The organism is Phyllobacterium sp. 22552, from assembly GCF_052044585.1.
Classification (GTDB): Bacteria; Pseudomonadota; Alphaproteobacteria; order Rhizobiales; family Rhizobiaceae; genus Phyllobacterium; species Phyllobacterium ifriqiyense.
The window spans coordinates 311,718-327,787 of record NZ_JBQENG010000004.1; the positions used below are offsets into that span (position 1 = coordinate 311,718).

General features: G+C 51.0%; 16 protein-coding genes. 9 read left to right on the forward strand and 7 right to left on the reverse strand.

What is annotated here, in order from left to right; all coding sequences use genetic code 11:
- Positions 1 to 14: 14 nt before the first annotated feature.
- Positions 15 to 710, reverse strand: a complete 696-nt coding sequence (locus tag ACTJI9_RS11690) for a Tim44/TimA family putative adaptor protein (protein ID WP_337354151.1) — start codon at positions 708 to 710, stop codon at positions 15 to 17.
- 177 nt (positions 711 to 887) lie between these two features.
- Between ACTJI9_RS11690 and ACTJI9_RS11695 the strand changes: the two genes are divergently transcribed.
- Positions 888 to 1,370 (forward strand): FxsA family protein, encoded by a 483-nt coding sequence (locus ACTJI9_RS11695; protein WP_440808144.1) that lies wholly within the window; start codon positions 888 to 890, stop codon positions 1,368 to 1,370.
- A 129-nt stretch (positions 1,371 to 1,499) separates the two neighbouring features.
- Complete coding sequence (secB, locus tag ACTJI9_RS11700) at positions 1,500 to 1,985, forward strand: protein-export chaperone SecB (protein ID WP_008127318.1); 486 nt, start codon at positions 1,500 to 1,502, stop codon at positions 1,983 to 1,985.
- A gap of 45 nt (positions 1,986 to 2,030) precedes the next feature.
- Here secB and dnaQ read toward each other — a convergent pair whose 3' ends face one another.
- From dnaQ to ACTJI9_RS11725, 5 genes are all read right to left on the reverse strand, one after another.
- The gene (dnaQ, locus tag ACTJI9_RS11705; RefSeq protein WP_440808146.1) at positions 2,031 to 2,738 is read right to left on the reverse strand and encodes a DNA polymerase III subunit epsilon; all 708 of its coding nucleotides are present in this window, start codon (positions 2,736 to 2,738) and stop codon (positions 2,031 to 2,033) included.
- Positions 2,739 to 2,805: 67 nt separating this feature from the next.
- Positions 2,806 to 3,399: a dephospho-CoA kinase gene (gene coaE, locus ACTJI9_RS11710; RefSeq protein WP_440808149.1), complete on the reverse strand. Its 594-nt coding sequence runs from the start codon at positions 3,397 to 3,399 to the stop codon at positions 2,806 to 2,808.
- Positions 3,396 to 4,232 (reverse strand): shikimate dehydrogenase, encoded by an 837-nt coding sequence (locus ACTJI9_RS11715; RefSeq protein ID WP_440808152.1) that lies wholly within the window; start codon positions 4,230 to 4,232, stop codon positions 3,396 to 3,398. The genes coaE and ACTJI9_RS11715 overlap by 4 nt, the downstream gene beginning before the upstream one ends.
- Positions 4,225 to 4,818, reverse strand: a complete 594-nt coding sequence (locus ACTJI9_RS11720) for a Maf-like protein (protein WP_440808154.1) — start codon at positions 4,816 to 4,818, stop codon at positions 4,225 to 4,227. Before ACTJI9_RS11720 ends, ACTJI9_RS11715 begins: the two co-directional genes overlap by 8 nt.
- Positions 4,819 to 4,842: 24 nt before the next feature.
- Entirely contained in the window at positions 4,843 to 5,664 is an 822-nt protein-coding gene (locus tag ACTJI9_RS11725; RefSeq protein ID WP_307281482.1) for a pyruvate, water dikinase regulatory protein, read from the reverse strand.
- A gap of 416 nt (positions 5,665 to 6,080) precedes the next feature.
- On the opposite strand from ACTJI9_RS11725, the gene hemE reads away from it, so the two are divergent.
- The 3 genes from hemE (at position 6,081) to rho (ending at position 9,112) form a co-directional block, all read left to right on the forward strand.
- The gene (gene hemE / locus ACTJI9_RS11730) at positions 6,081 to 7,109 is read left to right on the forward strand and encodes a uroporphyrinogen decarboxylase (protein ID WP_440808157.1); all 1,029 of its coding nucleotides are present in this window, start codon (positions 6,081 to 6,083) and stop codon (positions 7,107 to 7,109) included.
- Between the two features lie 64 nt (positions 7,110 to 7,173).
- On the forward strand, positions 7,174 to 7,650 hold the full coding sequence (hemJ, locus tag ACTJI9_RS11735) for a protoporphyrinogen oxidase HemJ (protein WP_336440497.1): 477 nt from the start codon (positions 7,174 to 7,176) through the stop codon (positions 7,648 to 7,650).
- 196 nt (positions 7,651 to 7,846) lie between these two features.
- A complete protein-coding gene (gene rho / locus ACTJI9_RS11740; protein WP_115054498.1) occupies positions 7,847 to 9,112 on the forward strand; it encodes a transcription termination factor Rho in 1,266 nt (421 codons plus the stop codon).
- On the opposite strand, the gene ACTJI9_RS11745 is transcribed toward rho, so the two are convergent.
- The gene (locus tag ACTJI9_RS11745) at positions 9,109 to 11,115 is read right to left on the reverse strand and encodes a thioredoxin domain-containing protein (RefSeq protein ID WP_440808160.1); all 2,007 of its coding nucleotides are present in this window, start codon (positions 11,113 to 11,115) and stop codon (positions 9,109 to 9,111) included. The genes rho and ACTJI9_RS11745 overlap by 4 nt on opposite strands.
- A 68-nt stretch (positions 11,116 to 11,183) precedes the next feature.
- Here ACTJI9_RS11745 and mnmE point away from each other — a divergent pair, with 68 nt between their 5' ends.
- From mnmE to ACTJI9_RS11765, 4 genes are all read left to right on the forward strand, one after another.
- Positions 11,184 to 12,506: a tRNA uridine-5-carboxymethylaminomethyl(34) synthesis GTPase MnmE gene (mnmE, locus tag ACTJI9_RS11750; protein WP_440808163.1), complete on the forward strand. Its 1,323-nt coding sequence runs from the start codon at positions 11,184 to 11,186 to the stop codon at positions 12,504 to 12,506.
- 202 nt (positions 12,507 to 12,708) lie between these two features.
- Positions 12,709 to 14,574 carry a tRNA uridine-5-carboxymethylaminomethyl(34) synthesis enzyme MnmG gene (gene mnmG / locus ACTJI9_RS11755; protein ID WP_440808166.1) on the forward strand — a complete coding sequence of 622 codons (1,866 nt, stop codon included), beginning with the start codon at positions 12,709 to 12,711 and terminating at the stop codon, positions 14,572 to 14,574.
- Entirely contained in the window at positions 14,571 to 15,203 is a 633-nt protein-coding gene (rsmG, locus tag ACTJI9_RS11760) for a 16S rRNA (guanine(527)-N(7))-methyltransferase RsmG (RefSeq protein WP_440808168.1), read from the forward strand. The genes mnmG and rsmG overlap by 4 nt, the downstream gene beginning before the upstream one ends.
- 63 nt (positions 15,204 to 15,266) lie before the next feature.
- The gene (locus ACTJI9_RS11765; RefSeq protein ID WP_115054493.1) at positions 15,267 to 16,061 is read left to right on the forward strand and encodes a ParA family protein; all 795 of its coding nucleotides are present in this window, start codon (positions 15,267 to 15,269) and stop codon (positions 16,059 to 16,061) included.
- The last annotated feature ends 9 nt before the right edge of the window (positions 16,062 to 16,070 follow it).

Here is a 16,070-nt window from a genome sequence, read left to right on the forward strand (position 1 = left end):
CTGATCTCAAAAGGTCAGTCTTCGGCTTCAGTGGCTACAAGCTTCCAGTTCGGATCTTTGGATTTGGTGTCACGGGCAAAGGTCCACACATCCTTCACTTCAACAACGGCTTCCTTATCGCCATCAATGACCGCGTCATCCTTGTCCAGCGTCGCCGAGATAAGCTCGCTAATGATGCGAACAGTGACGTGGGATTCATTACCTTTCATCTCGGCGCCAATAATTTCGGCCTTATTGATACCGACGAAGGATGACTGAACCTTCTCCCCGCGCGACTCGCGGTCGGTGATAGCTGAGACAAAGCCGTCAAAGACTTCTCTCGACAGCAAGGATTTCAAGGTTTTGCGATCACCATCGGCGAATGACATAACAATCATTTCATAAGCCATCTTTGAACCATCAAGGAATTTTTCCGGTTCGAATGTGGGGTCCGCAGCTTGAATTGCGCGCAAACCATCGTTCAATGGCGTCCCCGGCTTTGCCAGACTATCGATTTTCTCGAAATCGTTCGCTTTGGCTTCACCGCGCCTGGGCAATGCAACAACATTGTCACCGGGCTTCGCCTTGTCGTCTGCTTCCGAGGTTCGCGTATAGGGATTGAAAGGTGGACGTTCGCTTCCGGTGCGGCGGCCAAGGACTTTGCGCAACTGGAGAAAGATCACCACAGCCGCTACGAAGAAAAAGATTGTTCCAAAGTCCAGATATTCCATATCGCTTGCCACTCATCCAGATGTTCGTTTCCGCTTTCGATCTTTCGTCGAAATATCAAAAACATATAGATTGCCAATTGCAATCATACAAATACTCTTCACGCTTACCTATATAGGCATGAAATTGACATGAGCTATCCATAATAGCCGGATATGTCCTTTGAAAGGTAAAATAGTTTGCGATCTCTTATTCCTCTGTTCCTGCTGGCGCTGCCATTTCTGGAAATAGCCGGCTTCATCCTCGTTGGAAACGAGATTGGTGTTCTGGCAACGCTCGGCCTGATTATTCTGGCAATGTTTGTCGGTGTATTCCTGTTGCGCTTGCAAGGCTTTGGCCTGATCCAGAAAATACGCGAGGAAACGGCTGCTGGACGCTCTCCAAAACGAGAGCTTGTCCATGGCGTGATGCTATTTTTTGCTGCGCTGCTGCTGATAATTCCCGGTTTCATCACGGACATTATTGGTTTGCTGTTGTTCATTCCAGCTGTGCGGGATCTGGGTTGGCGCTGCATCAGTGACAGGGTCGTGGTGGTGAATTCCGGTGGCCGGCGGCCAACTGGCACACGGCAAACACGGATCAAGGAAAATGTCATTGATCTCAACCCGGAAGACTATACCAGCAAGCCTGATCCCGAATCTCCTTGGAAGGCCGATAAGTAAGGTTTGCCCGATATATGGGACGATAGGATTAGAGCGGGCAGCTTGCCTCGCCAAACAACACATGCTAGCCAGCCACCATTGATTTTCTAGACCGCTACGGCGGATGCAACATTAAAAGGTTTCCAGACAATGGCTGATGAAAACGCAGAGAACGGCAATGGCAACGGTACTGTCCAGCCACAGACCCTGAATATCCTGGCGCAATATGTGAAGGACCTTTCCTTCGAAAGCCCTGGCTCGCCGCTGTCGCTGCGCCCGCGTGACAAGGCTCCTGGCATCAGCATCAATGTCAACGTGAATGCCAATCCTATTGCCGAGAATGATTTTGACGTTGTTCTGACCCTTTCCGCCAAGGCTGCGGAAGGCAAGGAAGTTCTGTTCAACGCAGAATTGGTTTATGGCGGCGTGTTCCGGCTTGAAGGCTTTCCTCAAGAGCACCTTCTGCCATTGCTTTTCATTGAATGCCCTCGCCTGCTGTTTCCTTTTGCACGCCAGATCATCGCTGAAGCCACCCGCAATGGCGGTTTCCCTCCACTCATGATCGACCCGATTGATTTCGCGCAAATGTTCCAGCAGCGCATGGCTGAGGAACAGGCCAAGGCCAAAGTCAGCTAAAATCTGACAGGATGAGTTATTAAACCCGGGCTGGTCCCGGGTTTTTTATTGCGCTTCTATGCGCTCGTTCCAGATGGCTTTTTCGCCAAGTTTGGCCACAAGGGCGGCATGCGCAAGCTTTTCTGCTTCGCTCAACCGTGACGGCAAAGCCACCTTGCGTTGCATGATAACGATCGCGGCGCTTTCCCCTGCCTCGTTCCGGTTTTTTGTCTGGTCGGAGACTGTCAGACCCAGCGCCGTTTGTTTGCCGCCAATAAGCTCAATGTAAACTTCGGCCAGCAACTGAGAATCCAGAAGCGCACCGTGCATGGTGCGATGGCTATTATCGATGCCGTAACGCCGGCACAAAGCATCAAGCGAGTTTGGCCCCATAGGGTGCTTGCGACGCGCCAGCGCCAGCGTATCGACAACGCGATCATTGTGGATTGGTGGATGTCCCAACCGGTTCAGCTCGGCGTTGATGAATCCCATATCGAAGGTCGCGTTGTGCGCGATCAACTTTGCGCCATCGATGAAATCGAGAAAATCCTGAAGAATTCCGGCGAACAAGGGTTTGTCGAGCAATTGTTCATTGCTGATTCCATGAACCGCCAGTGCTTCTGGATTAACCGCTCTTCCTTCAGGATTGATAAAAACGTGAAATGTGCGCCCTGTCGGAAATCGGTTAACAAGCTCTACGCCGCCGATTTCGATGATGCGATCATCCAGCCGGTCGAGACCTGTCGTTTCCGTATCAAATATAATTTCGCGCATGGAATCACCTTTGGCCTAAATTCCACGACTTTCTCAACTCTTGCAAGGCTGTGGTGTCACAGGGTGGTTAGTCCGCAGACATATCCACCAATGAGTGTATGATTTGTTGAACATGCACACGCGCTGCTACAAGCCCCTGACTTGTATCAATGATAAAGTCGGCGCGGTTGCGCTTTTCAGCATCAGGCACTTGCCTGGCGAGTATGGCCTCGAATTTATCCGCCGTCATGCCTTCGCGGGCAAGCACTCTTTCCCGCTGTACTTCTTTGGGCGCGGTAACAACCAAAACCTTATCCACCCGCTTTTCGGCTCCAGTCTCAAAAAGCAAAGGAATATCCAGAAGGACAAGTTTGGCTCCGCTATTTTCTGAGTCCTGCCGAAATCTGTTCTCTTCGGTGCGAACAAGCGGATGAACGATCTCCTCCAGCCGTTGCAATGCCTCCGGCTTACCCATAACGGCTGCCGATAATTTTGCGCGGTCAACCTCGCCATCGCTTGTCGTGCCAGGAAAGTCCTGTTCGATCAGAGGAGCGGCCTTTCCACTGTAAAGCCGGTGCACAGTTTCATCGGCCGAATAGACAGGAACTCCTGCATCCAGAAACATCTGGGCAGTCGTGGATTTTCCCATGCCGATTGATCCGGTTAAACCAAGGACGATCATGGTTTCTGGCCGCCCTTCATGTCGGCGAGGATAACGTTACGCAACTCCGCAGTCACCTCTGGTCGAACACCAAACCAATGTTCAAATCCTGGCACCGCCTGATGCAAAAGCATGCCGAGACCATCAACGGTCTTTAATCCAGCCATGTGGGCAGCCTTTAGCAATGGCGTTTCAAGCGGGACATAAACAATGTCCGTTACCAGCGCATCCCGCCTTACATCAGAAAGATCGATTGACAGGCTCTCCTTGCCCTCCATTCCCAACGATGTTGTATTCACGATGAGGGAGACATCCTGCAGCAGTTCCGGCACGGCAATCCATTCATGCGCGCTGATCCCTGAGCCAAATCGATCGGCCAATTCTTCAGCCCTTGTCAGAGTCCGGTTGACGATTCGGATATCTGTCAGTCCACGTTGTTTAAGAGCGTAAATAATTGCCCGGCTCGCTCCTCCGGCCCCAAGTACCAACGCGGTTTTGTGTTTATCCCATCCGGGGCTGCTGGCATCGAGATTTGCGAGAAACCCGTAAGCATCGGTATTACCGCCGCAAAGTTGTCCGCCTTCAAACCATAATGTATTGACTGCACCGATCTCTTCGGCTGCCGGTTCGCGTCTCTGACATAAAGCAAACGCCATTTCCTTATGCGGAATGGTGACATTGCCGCCGACATAATCATTGTCTTTTAAACTGTTGAGAAAAGCAGGGAAGCTGTCTGGGGCTACTTCAATGGCTTCATATGAACCTGGAAGATCGTATTTTTTCAGCCAATGGCCGTGAATCAAGGGCGACCGGGAGTGTTTGATCGGAAATCCGGTTACGAAAGCTTTACGCATCAATTGCTCCTTGCTTGCGCAGTTCCGCAAGCAGCGGCAGAAGCGGCAATCCTACAATAGTAAAGTAGTCGCCATCGACTCTCTCGAACAATTGCACCCCCTCGCCCTCGAACTGATAAGCGCCAACGCTTTGTAATGCCACGGACCCTACACGAGACAAATGCCGGCCAATGAACTCTGGTGTTAGATTGCGCAATGTCATCCGAGCCACTGACACATGCCTCCAAAGGGTCTGACCATCTTTGCAAAGCACCACAGCGCTATTGAGATGATGGGTCTGGCCGGAAAGCTTCAACAATTGGCGGCGGGCTGCCTCCATATCTTCAGGCTTATGCAAGACTTCGTCGCCAAGCGACAATGTTTGATCCGAACCAATAACCAGCGCCGATGAATTGCGTTCACTGACATCAAGTGCCTTTGCCTCTGCCAGTACCAAAGCAACATCTTCCGGTGTTGCGCCGCTATTATAGAGAGGAGCTTCGACTGCGCGTTCGTCAATGTTTGCTGATTGCGCCGTGAACTTCACCCCGGCATTTTGCAGCAACATTGCACGGAAAGGGCTTTTTGAGGCGAGTATAATGTCCATGTTTTTCTCTTGTGTCATGTTCAGCTACCGACCTTGCGCCCGTAGAGCGAGCACGGCGGCAGCTGTTTCTTCAATTGAACGCCTCGATACGTCGATCATTGGCCAATTGTGCCTGTGACAGATTTGGCGAGCATAGGTCAATTCCTCGATGATATTTGCCCTGTCGAGATAATGATCGGCATCAAAGCCTTGAGTAGCCCCAAGCACACGGTGTTGGCGAACCTGGGAAATACGCTCCGCCGATGCGACCAGCCCCACAATCAGGGGCTTTTGTGAGTTCACAAGAGCATCAGGCACCGGTACGCCGACAACGATTGGCACATTGACCGTTTTGATGCCCCGATTGGCAAGATAGATGCTTGTGGGCGTTTTTGATGTGCGCGAAATACCGATCAGAATGACATCTGCTTCTTCAATATCTGGCGGCAACTGCCCGTCATCATGTTCCATCGTGAAGTTGAGTGCATCAATTCGCTGAAAATATTCAGCATTGAGCACATGCTGTGCGCCTACCCTGCGTCCAGCGGGAGCGCCGAGATAAGATTGAAACAGCGTGAGCACGGGTTCGAGTACGGAAACGCAAGGCACGCCCAGTTCAGCGCAACTGTCATCAATCATCGCCGCAAGCCTTTGGTCGACAATCGTGTAAAGAACAATTCCGGGTTCCGCATCGATACCCTCAAGCACTTTGCGTATCTGTTTTTCCGTCCGAATGAGGGGATAAACATGCTCAATAGCCCGTGCATGGGCATATTGCGCTGATGCGGCCCGCCCCGCTGCGATGAGAGTCTCTCCGGTCGCATCAGAAATCATGTGAAGATGAAAGTAGTTAACCGGTTTCGTCACAGAAATTTCCATGTCCTGTTGATGAATGGGGACAAATAGGCAGAACTTTCCCAAGAGATGGCAGCCATGTGGATTGTTGGCAAGTCATCCACAATGAGCTCACCTGTGCGCAACATCGCCGTTGGCATTCGGATACTGTGGATTGTTGCGACTTTTCGTCTATTATTGGTCCATTATCCACAATGTATTCAGAACCAATATCATTGTAACAATTTGAAATTGTTTATAATTTTGTTTTTTCCCTGCTATCCTGCCATTAGGGTGTAATTGTTTCCTCTTGGAACAGCGCTGATTGTTTGCTGTGGGAAAATTCTGACAATGTGTTAATTCCCGCTACTAACAGACTCTAAGAATCAGAAAATCCAAAATAGATCTGAATTTCTTTTTTAAGAAAGGCCAGGGAGAGGGATCACCTAATGACCGATCGCAAAGTGATGAAAGTCCTGAGAGGTGAAACTGTTTTCCCACCTCCGATCTGGATGATGAGACAAGCAGGTCGTTATCTTCCCGAATATAGGGAAGTCAGAAAGAACGCCGGGACGTTTCTCGACCTGTGCTATTCTCCCGATCTGGCAGTTGAAGTGACGTTACAGCCAATTCGCCGTTTTGGTTTTGATGCAGCCATCCTGTTTTCAGATATTCTTGTTGTACCTCATGCTCTTGGCCGAGACCTTCGTTTTGAAGAAGGGCGTGGCCCTTTGATGACGCCGATCGATAAGGATGGAATATTCTGGCTGGAATCTGCCGGTGCTGCAGACAGGCTGGAGCCGGTCTATGAGACGGTTCGTCTGCTGAGACAGCAATTGCCTGCTGAAACAACACTCCTCGGCTTCTGTGGGGCTCCCTGGACCGTAGCGACCTATATGATCGCGGGTCACGGCACGCCGGATCAGGCTCCGGCTCGGTTGTTCGCCTATCGGGAACCTGAAGCCTTCAGGAAGCTGCTTAATGAGCTTTCGGATGTTTCGGCAGAATATCTGATACGTCAGATCAATGCAGGTGCGGATGCGGTTCAAATCTTTGACAGCTGGTCAGGTGTGCTTGACGAGGCCTGCTTTGAGGAATTTTGCATAGCGCCAGTCGAAAAGATTGTCAGAAAGGTACGCGCTGTACATCCGAATGTTCCGATTATAGGCTTTCCAAAGGGAGCCGGGGCGCTCTACACCAATTATAGGCAGCGTACTGGTGTGACCGCGCTTGGACTGGATTGGACCGTACCGCTTTCAATGGCTTCATCATTGCAAGGCGATGGTGCAGTCCAGGGAAATCTTGATCCATTGCGCGTTGTTGCAGGCGGAAAAGCAATCGATGCCGGTGTGGATGCCATATTGGAGTCGCTGGGTCATGGACCGCTTATCTTCAATCTTGGCCATGGCATTACACCCGATGCACCTGTTTCCCACGTCGAACAAATGATTAATCGCGTACGCCTGACGCATAGATAGGGAGAGAGTTTTGACCAGTTCATCAGACACAAGCCAAAATGTCCCTGTTTTACCGCGCCTGATCATGGCGGCAGTGGCTATTGCAGCAGTTGGCCTGGTTTTAATCTATCCGGACAGAGCATATCTTTGGGTCAAGGCAATCCATGTCATTGCGGTCATATCGTGGATGGCGGGCATGCTCTATCTTCCACGTCTTTTCGTTTATCACTGCGCTGCTGAAACTGGCTCCGTTCAGTCTGAGACATTCAAACTGATGGAGAATCGACTTCTCAAAGCGATTATAAATCCAGCCATGGGACTGACATGGATTGCAGGCCTCTGGCTGGCCTGGCAAAGTCAGGCATATCTGGACGGCTGGTTTCACGTGAAGTTTCTGGCAGTCATTCTTCTATCCGGCGTACATGGCTTTTTCACAAAGGCGGTCCGGTTATTTGCAGAAGATCGGAATGAAAAATCTGCGCGTTTCTGGCGGTTGATGAATGAAGTACCTACATTGCTCATGATTGTTATTGTGATCATGGTCATTATTAGGCCATTTTGATTCATCATAAAAACAACAGTCTTATATCAATAAGACTCATGAAACCTCTTGCCCTTGGCTGGTCTATTAGCTAAATAGGGGCTCTTCCTACGGAAATACCGCCATAGCATCACCGGCCATGTCATCATGGCACTGCATTCAGGCATCGTCATTTCCCTTCCCCATTTCAAACAACAAGAATTAGAGTTCCGCACACATGCAGGAAATGAAACTACAAGAACTTAAGAACAAAACCGCGGTAGATCTTTTGGCTTTCGCGGAGACGCTGGAAGTGGAAAACGCCAGTGTCATGCGCAAACAGGAATTGATGTTTGCGATCCTCAAAAAGCTTGCTGCTCAGGAAGTTGAGATTATCGGCGAAGGCGTGGTTGAGATTTTGCAGGACGGGTTCGGCTTTATGCGCTCCGCCAATGCAAACTATCTCCCGGGCCCCGATGATATCTATATCTCACCCTCGCAGATTCGCCGCTTTTCCCTGAAGACGGGCGATACAGTTGAAGGTCCGATCCGCGGGCCAAAGGAAGGCGAACGATATTTCGCGCTTCTGAAAGTAAATACAGTCAATTTTGAAGACCCTGAAAAGATCCGTCACAAGATCCATTTCGATAATCTGACACCGCTTTATCCAAATGAACGATTCAAGATGGAGTTGGAAAATCCGACTACCAAGGATCTTTCGGCTCGTGTCATTGATCTTGTGGCACCACTTGGTAAAGGTCAGCGCGGGCTTATCGTTGCACCGCCTCGTACTGGTAAAACTGTTCTTTTGCAGAATATTGCCCACTCAATTACTGCCAATCATCCTGAATGTTATCTGATTGTCCTGCTGATCGATGAACGCCCGGAAGAAGTGACAGACATGCAGCGTTCCGTGAAGGGAGAAGTTGTCTCTTCCACTTTCGACGAGCCGGCATCCCGTCACGTGCAAGTTGCGGAAATGGTCATAGAAAAGGCCAAGCGTCTTGTCGAACACGGGCGCGACGTTGTCATCCTGCTCGATTCGATCACGCGTCTCGGCCGCGCCTACAACACTGTCGTGCCATCATCCGGTAAGGTCTTGACTGGTGGTGTTGACGCTAACGCATTGCAGCGCCCCAAGCGTTTCTTTGGTGCTGCCCGTAATATTGAAGAAGGTGGTTCGCTGACCATTATCGCGACGGCTCTGATTGATACCGGTAGCCGTATGGATGAAGTCATCTTTGAAGAATTCAAGGGCACGGGCAACTCGGAAATCGTGCTTGACCGTAAGGTTGCCGACAAGCGCATCTTCCCGTCAATGGATATTCTCAAGTCCGGTACGCGTAAGGAAGACCTGCTGGTTCCACGTCAGGATCTGCAGAAGATTTTCGTCTTGCGTCGTATCCTTGCTCCAATGGGCACAACAGACGCGATCGAATTCCTTATCGACAAGTTGAAGCAGACTAAGACCAACAGCGACTTCTTCGACAATATGAATACCTAAAAGCTGGATCGCAACAGCTCTTCGAGCTCTGCTTCTGTCTCGACCGGTGGAAGACAAACAAACCCGCGGCACAAAAATGCTGCGGGTTTATTTATTGTAACCTCACCACCGCCGGCAACCAACTCAATCTTCCGGTTTTCTCTATGTTCGATCCATAGATCAATCCGGCGTGGATCGGCAATGCGATCGGCCATCCTCATGAGAGGATGATCTTTGTCTGGTGTTACGATTACAAGCTTTATCTGGTCGAGCATCAGCCCGGTACTATTGAGGATTCCTGCTTGTCCGTAACGTTGTTGCAGGATGCGCCCGAGGGCTTTTTCTGTGATCGAAATGGTGCGCAACCGCAGCTCGTCATCGCTTGTTACCAATGCCAGCCGCGCCAAAGCTTCGATGATCTGGCTTGTGGCGCTTGGCACAGCCTCATCCTGATCGCCTCGAACCCGGATGATAGTGTCCGTACTATCGTTAGCACTAAGGGAATAAAGCCCATATTCGTCTTGATGCCAGCGGTCCAGCATATCCTTCCAATGCTTTGCATGATTGATAAAATCAGCGTTCTGTGTTGCCTGGTGGAGTGATATTGCGGCATTTATCATGGCAGCGTAGTCAGATGACAGCGCAGGAAACAAACGCGAATTTCCAAGTACCGAGTGCGGCAGTCGCCCGTCCACCATCGATTCGAATATGGAACGGTATGCGTCTGTCGCAATATTAATCCAATCACTTCTCTCAAATGTACGCCCGGCCTCTGCAAGAGCCCGTATCATTAGCCCGTTCCAATCGGTTAAGGCTTTGTCATCACGGCCAGGACGAATGCGCGCTTCGCGTGCTTTGAAGAGTCTGTCACGGGCTTTTGCCAGACTTTCCTCCGACGCAGCATCCAGGAGGTTGATGGACTGCAAGCGATTAAGAATGTTCTTGCCTTCCCAATTGCCCTCTTCAGTAACATCATACACTTCACGAAAGTGTTGGAATTCATCTGTTGTCGGAATTTCGGCGTCTTGCCAAACATAAAAGCGTCCCTCTTCGCCTTCACTGTCCGCATCAAGACTGGAAGCAAATCGGCAATCGACAATCATCTCGCGCTGGAGCCAAGCAACCGTCTCGTCGATTCGCTGACGAAACAAATAATTTCCTGTCTGGCAAAAGGCATAGGTGGCATGTCTTATAAGCTGCGCATTGTCGTAAAGCATTTTTTCAAAATGCGGCACAAGCCATGCATCATCGACAGAATATCGGGATAGGCCGCCACCGAGATGATCGTAGATTCCTCCTTGAAGCATGGTCTGGAGGCTTTTCAAAAAGATATCCCGGTGCGTTGAATCGCCAGTGCGGAGCCACGAAAGCCAGATTGTGTCCATGAAAGGGGCGCTCGGAAACTTGGGAGATCCGGTCAGACCGCCTTTGACAGTATCCATTGCTCCGAAAATGTTAGACGCGAACTGGTTGATCAAAGCCGGATCAAGCTTTGTTTCTTCTGCCTGGGCATTGAGCCGCGCACCAATGTGCTGGGTCAGGGCAATAACGTTCTGTTCCACGCGTTGGCGGTCATTGCGCCAGGCGCCGTCAATGGAACGTAAAACATCAAGAAATCCGGGCCTGCCATAATGGGAATGCTTCGGAAAATAAGTACCTCCCCAAAATGGCTTTCCCTCAGGTGTTAAAAACATTGTGAGCGGCCAGCCACCCTGTTCGCCCATGGCGCCGAGAGCCGCCATATAAATCTGATCAATGTCGGGCCGTTCCTCGCGATCAACCTTGATGTTGATGTAAAGCTCGTTCATTAGCGCCGCGACTTCATTGTCCTCAAAACATTCATGGGCCATGACATGGCACCAATGACACGCAGCATAGCCTACGGAGAGGAGAATTGGTTTATGCGTCAGGATAGCTTCGTCCAGCGCTGCCCTGCCCCAAGGCCGCCAGTGGACGGGATTATCGGCATGTTGCCGCAAATAGGGGCTGGATTGATTACCCAGCAGATTAGCTGCCTCGGACATGGATCACCTCACCCTTTCCCAACTACATTAAGAGGGTTATCAAGGCCTGTGTAGTAGGAACTGATTAAATGCATATTTTTGAAGATACCATCTTTGCCCTATCAAGTGGGCGCCTGCCCTCGGGCATAGCCGTCATACGAATATCAGGCTCGCGAACTCGATTCGTAGTCGAAACGATCTGTGGGAGCCTAACGGAACCACGCCTGACCAAGCTATCCTCCTTCAAGAACAGCGATGGCGATTTGATTGATCGCGGTCTGGCAGTGTTCTTCCCCGCTCCGCACAGTTTTACAGGAGAAGATTGCGCCGAGTTTCACCTTCACGGCGGCAAGGCCGTAGTGGATGCCATGATTACCGCTCTGTACGGATTTGACGGGTGCAGAATGGCAGAAGCTGGGGAGTTTTCCCGGCGAGCTTATGCAAATGGCAAATTTGATCTGACAGCAGCAGAAGGACTGGCAGACCTCATCGCGGCTGAAACAGACAGCCAAAGACGATTGGCTCTACAAATATCATCCGGCGCGCAGGCACAGCTATATTCGGGCTGGCGCTCGGAACTCATCCGAGCCCGCGCCCTCATAGAGGCTGAACTGGACTTCGCCGACGAGTCAGATGTCCCCGGTTCAGTTTCCGACTTGGTTTGGGAACAAATGGCAGATCTCGCCGGGCGTATTACTAAACATGTAGGTGACGGAAAACGTGGGGCAATTGTGAGAGATGGCTACAGAGTCGTTATTATTGGGGCTCCCAATGCTGGTAAATCTTCCCTGCTCAATATTTTGGCCGGTAGCGACGTTGCCATTGTGTCTGACGAGCCAGGCACAACCCGTGATCTGATTGAGATTAAGCTCGATCTTTCCGGGATCACTGTCCTGATTACGGATACAGCCGGAATTCGCAATACCACTGGAGCGGTGGAAATGATGGGCATAGAGCGAGCGCTTGACCGAGCTCACTCCGCTGATTTGATCTTGAGCGTCACAGATTTGTCCGATCCTATCCCGTTGGACGATGTGCCTTTGACGGAGAACGTATTAAGAATTGGCACGAAGGCGGATCTGGTGAGCGAGTCCGAAATGGGTGAGTATGATCTGGTGATCTCCACACGCTCCAATGTCGGCGTTGATGCTCTTTTGACGCTTTTATCGCAGAAGGCCGAAGCGGCGGCGGGGGACATTTCAGATCCACTCCCCACTCGGCGCAGACATATGGAATTGCTCAACGAGGCGGGCATTGAGCTTCGCGCTGCTATTGACGATATAGCAGCGCCCCTGGAAGTTCGCGCCGAATATTTAAGACGGGCTTCATACTCTCTGGGACGCATAACCGGGGATGTCGATGTGGAAGACATATTGGACGTTGTGTTTTCGCAATTCTGCATAGGGAAATGATTCACGTGAAACATTGGCAGTAGCTTTAGCCCCCGCTCCGGACAGGCTGCCGACGACGAGAAACATCCGGCGATGCCATACGATAATCTATCCAGAACTAGACAAATTGTTTCACGTGAAACACCATTCATCCGGTTATACTTGACTCAGGGCGCTGTTTTGATCATCAAGAGCTCAAATCGAATCCAGAAAGTTTTGCATCGTGCAGAGATCATTTGACGTCATCATTATCGGTGGTGGGCATGCGGGCTGTGAGGCTGCCGCTGCTGCTGCACGCTTTGGCGCGAATACGGCACTGGTCACTCACCGCGCAGACACTATCGGCGTTATGTCATGCAATCCCGCGATTGGCGGCCTGGGTAAAGGCCACCTCGTCAGGGAAATTGATGCTATGGATGGGCTGATGGGGCGCGTGGCTGACGCTGCCGGTATCCAGTTCAGGTTGCTCAATCGCCGCAAGGGGCCAGCTGTACGCGGCCCTCGCACACAAGCAGATCGCAAGCTGTATCGACTGGCAATGCAACGTGCGATCCAAGAGCAAGAAAACCTTACCGTTATTGAAGGCGGAGCAAACGACCTCCTTATAAGCGATGGTCGTGTGAAGGGCGTCCAGTTGATGGATGGACGTGTTCTCGATTGTGCAGCGGTTGTTTTAACTACCGGGACTTTCCTTCGAGGGTTGATTCATATTGGCGAGAAGAAAATTCCTGCAGGACGCATGGGCGAAGCCCCTGCCCTTGGATTGTCCGAGACGCTGCTTCAACAAGGTTTCGCACTAGGACGATTGAAGACGGGAACACCGCCCCGGCTTGATGGAAAGTCGATAGACTGGAAGAGTCTTGAAACCCAGTCGGCCGATGAGAATCCTCTGCCATTTTCCTTGATGACGGATAGGATTAACAATCCACAGATAGACTGCGGCATAACCCGAACAACTGCGGCCACGCATGAGGTGATCCGGGCGAATATTCATCGATCCGCGATGTATTCCGGCTCTATCGAAGGGATAGGCCCACGCTATTGCCCGTCGATCGAAGACAAGATCGTAAAATTCGGCGATCGGGATGGTCATCAGATATTTCTGGAGCCGGAAGGATTAGACGACGATACGGTTTATCCTAACGGAATTTCCACCTCCCTACCGGAAAGCGTTCAGCTCGATATACTCAAGACGATTCCTGGCCTCGAACATGCGACAATACTGCAGCCGGGTTACGCAATCGAATACGACTTTATTGATCCGCGTGAGTTGGACCGGACCCTGCAAACCCGCCGGGTCAGGGGATTCTTCCTGGCGGGTCAGATCAATGGAACGACCGGATATGAAGAAGCGGCTGCGCAGGGTCTCCTGGCGGGTCTCAATGCAGCCCGCCTGGCGAGTGGAACCGAGCCGATTATAATGCAACGCACCGACGCCTATATTGGCGTAATGGTTGATGATCTTACTTCTCGCGGCGTGAGCGAACCATATCGCATGTTTACGTCGCGCGCCGAGTTCAGATTGTCTTTGCGCGCTGATAATGCTGATGAGCGTCTAACTCCTCTGGCTTCTCGTCTCGGGATTTTGGGGAAAGAGCGTGAGCAACGCTTCAAGCAGCGTACTGAGGCGCTCGACCTTGCGCGTGATTTGGCCAAAAATTTGATGATTACGCCCTCCGCGGCTGCGAATATGGGATTGCGCCTAAACCAGGATGGCGTTCGACGCTCGGCTTACGATCTGATGGCTTTTCCCGATATTGATTTGCAGCGTGTGAAAGATATTTGGCCTGAGTTGGCTGTTATCGAGCCACGTATCGGCGAAGCGCTGGAAATTGAGGCGCAATATGCTGTTTATCTCGAACGCCAGAAAAGCGATGTCGCCGCCATGCAGCGGGATGAAATGCTGACGATTCCTGCGGGAATAGATTTCGAAGCCACCGCCGGATTATCGAATGAACTAAAACAAAAGCTTAGGCAACGGCAACCGAAGTCGATAGCTGAGGCACAACGAATTGACGGCATGACACCCGCGGCTCTAGCCCTGATCATTACGCAAATAAGACGCACGTCCACACGGAATGTGGCGTGACCAAAAATCGCGAAAAAAGCCTGCAAGAAATCCTTCCACATGTTTCACGTGAAACATTGGAGGATTTATTTGCTTTTGAGACACTTTTCAGAAAGTGGTCCAAAGCGATAAACTTGGCGTCGCCTTCCACCCTTGATCAACTTTGGGAAAGGCATATCCTTGATAGTGCACAGCTCTATCGCCTGGCCCCAGATGCTAAGGTCTGGCTTGATCTTGGCTCCGGCGGCGGATTTCCGGGTGTTGTCCTTGCTATTTTTCTGAAGCAATCAGTTGGTAGCAGGATTGATCTTGTCGAAAGCAATTCAAAGAAGGCCGCATTCCTGCGTACAGCTATTGGTCAAGCTTCTGCTCCAGGCACGGTTCACGCGGCCAGAATTGACGCAGTATGGCAGAAGATTGCTACTCCTGAGATAATAACGGCCCGCGCCCTCGCCTCTTTGAAAGAGTTATTCGTGCTCGCTGAACCTTGGCTAATCGGAGGAGCAACAGCACTTTTTCAAAAAGGTAGGGATTACCGCCGGGAAATCGACGAAACTCGTGACGACTGGACCTTTGATCTGGTAGAACATAGAAGCGTTGTCGATAAAGATTCTGTGGTTTTGCAGATAAGCAATCTCTGCAGACTTTAAAAACCGCGCCACCTAATGCTCCATTTTATCGGCAACGAACAGTTTAGTGTTCAGGAAAAGCCAATGAATAACCAGACTCGCATTATAACAATAGCAAATCAGAAGGGCGGCGTGGGTAAGACGACGACCGCGATTAACCTCGCGACCGCGTTGGCGGCAATCGGCGAAAATGTGCTCATTGTTGATCTTGATCCGCAGGGAAATGCGAGTACCGGTCTAGGCGTTGATCGAAAGAGCCGGGCGATATCATCTTACGATGTCTTGATGCAAACGGCCACGGTGGAAGAAGCTGCCGTGCCTACGGCTGTGCCAAGCCTTTCCTTGATACCCTCAACTTTGGATCTTCTTGGTGTTGAAATGGAAATCGCTAACGCGGCTGATCGTGCGACCCGGCTACGGAAGGCTTTTAGAGGCAATTCGTCAACATCAGCTTTCACCTATATCCTTATAGACTGTCCGCCATCGCTCAATCTGTTGACGATGAATGCCATGGCGACCGCGGATTCGGTGCTTGTGCCGTTGCAATGCGAGTTTTTCGCTCTCGAGGGCTTGAGCCAATTGCTCGAGACCGTTAGTCAAGTGCGTACGTCGCTTAATCCCGCACTAATGATTCAAGGCATTGTTCTAACAATGTATGATGGGCGAAACAATTTGGCGACCCAGGTGGTCGACGATGTCCGATCCTTTATGGGCGATAAGGTCTATCGGACGGTAATTCCGAGGAATGTCCGTGTTTCTGAAGCGCCCTCTTATGGAATTCCTGCCATTTTGTATGACTTGAAGTGTGCCGGCAGCCAGGCCTATTTGCAGCTGGCGTCGGAAGTCATACAGAGAGAGCGTCATTTGCGCGCTGCCTAATCGATTCGT